General features: G+C 57.3%; 2 protein-coding genes. Both read left to right on the plus strand.

The annotated features are described in order from the left end of the window. Positions 1 to 262: 262 nt before the first annotated feature. Positions 263 to 454, plus strand: a complete 192-nt coding sequence (locus tag DRV85_RS18785; RefSeq protein WP_020324555.1) for a hypothetical protein — start codon at positions 263 to 265, stop codon at positions 452 to 454. 458 nt (positions 455 to 912) lie between these two features. Further along, positions 913 to 1,761: protein rep (locus DRV85_RS18790; protein ID WP_233495597.1), on the plus strand; the 849-nt coding region annotated here is incomplete at its 3' end.

Raw genomic sequence — 1,761 nt, forward strand, 5'->3', positions numbered from 1 at the left:
ACCGCCATCACGATGCCGGTACCAAAAACGATCCGTCAGGGCTGCGCCCCGACACCCTGCCAACACCTCACGCCGCCAGATTAAAATCTGTCAGCGTTCGCCGTTCCCGAAATCGTCAAACGCTAAATCGCGGGGTCCCGCTGGCTTGCCAGTGGGTTCCGATTTAGTGATTGACGACAGCACCCGTAAAATACTTACAGGGGGTGGTTGTGATCACGCAGTGAGCGCAACCACCTGATAAGCGTTTTTTGAGGGGGTAGGCATGATCGTCAGACTGGATAACCGGCTGTTTGAGATTCTCGATGAGATGGGTGCGCATGTGGATCGGGAAATGTTCATGGCGGCCTATGCGCAGCGGAAGGCCGAAAAAGAAAATGATCCCCGGCATATCCGTCAACGGAAACTGACCAGGTTGGCTCATGATTTGATGTCAGAATCGGACCCTGAATTGTGAGCCTCGCGTGCGCGCGAGGGAAATCGGTCAGAAAATGGCCGGAGTCTCGTGCGCGCGATCCTTGTATTTATACTTAAGGGATAACTCTGGCGTCAAAAAACGCCGCCAGCCCTTGTGCCGCAAGGGTTTGAGTGTGATTTGCCTGAAAATGGTTTTGGAAGTATTCTGTCGGGAGTGGTCGCAGAAAAAAGCGACCCCCGCAACTGCGCTAACAGTTCGGGGGTGTGACCACCTGTAGGAATTCGAATTTGGACACGACAACACAGGTGATATGGCAATGATAACACGTCAAATGAGCCATCGCCCAGCATGGGGCGGTGTGCATGCAAAATCCTGAACTCCAGAACCTAACTGACTACTCCCCCTCAGATGCGCCGTGGGACGCTCACAGAAGCGTTTCTGACGACGTGGGAGGGATTTACCTGCTTGCGGCTGAATATGAGCGCTACGGGGCGCGTATGGCCTCCTGTGGCGGTTTACTGAGGTTTGGGTGGTCTACCCTCAAAGAAACCGGAGAAACGCGCCTGAGGCTGCGTGAGGCGCATTTCTGCCGTGTCCGGCACTGTCCTGTCTGCCAGTGGAGGCGCTCCCTGATGTGGCAAGCCCGTTTCTACCAGTCCCTGCCGCGTATCGTGGCGGATTACCCCGATTCCCGCTGGATGTTTCTGACCCTGACCGTGCGCAACTGCGCGATCGAGGAGCTGGGCGAGACGCTGAGCCGGATGAACACGGCTTTCCAGCGACTGAAGGACCGTAAAGAGTTCCGACCAGTTCAGGGCTGGATACGCACCACGGAAGTCACCCGCGGCAGTGACGGCAGCGCACACCCGCACTTCCACACCCTGATGATGGTTCCGCCGGGCATGCTTAACGGGAAGAGTTACGTCAGGCATGAACGCTGGGTTGAGCTGTGGCGTGAGTGCCTGCGGGTCAGTTACGATCCGAATGTCGATGTCCGGGCAGTGAAACCCCGCAAGCCGAAGGACGGCGAATCGCTGGCCTGCGCGACCGCCGAACTGGTGCGCGGCGCAGTGGCCGAAACCCTGAAATATTCCACGAAGCCGGCCGACATGGTGGCCGATCCTAAATGGTTCCTCGAACTGACCCGCCAGACGCACAAGCGCCGCTTTGTGGCGACCGGCGGCGCACTCAAAGACGTGCTGAAACTCGATCAGGAAACCGACGCCGACATGGTGATCGGGGATGATATTTCCGAGGGCGATGATGACGGTTCCCGCATCGCGTTCGAGTGGAAGACCGAGGTCAAAAAGTACCGGCGTTCGCCGACGAAAGATAAAACCGAATCA

The sequence above is a fragment of the Rhodosalinus halophilus genome, from assembly GCF_003298775.1.
GTDB classification, from domain to species: Bacteria; Pseudomonadota; Alphaproteobacteria; order Rhodobacterales; family Rhodobacteraceae; genus Rhodosalinus; species Rhodosalinus halophilus.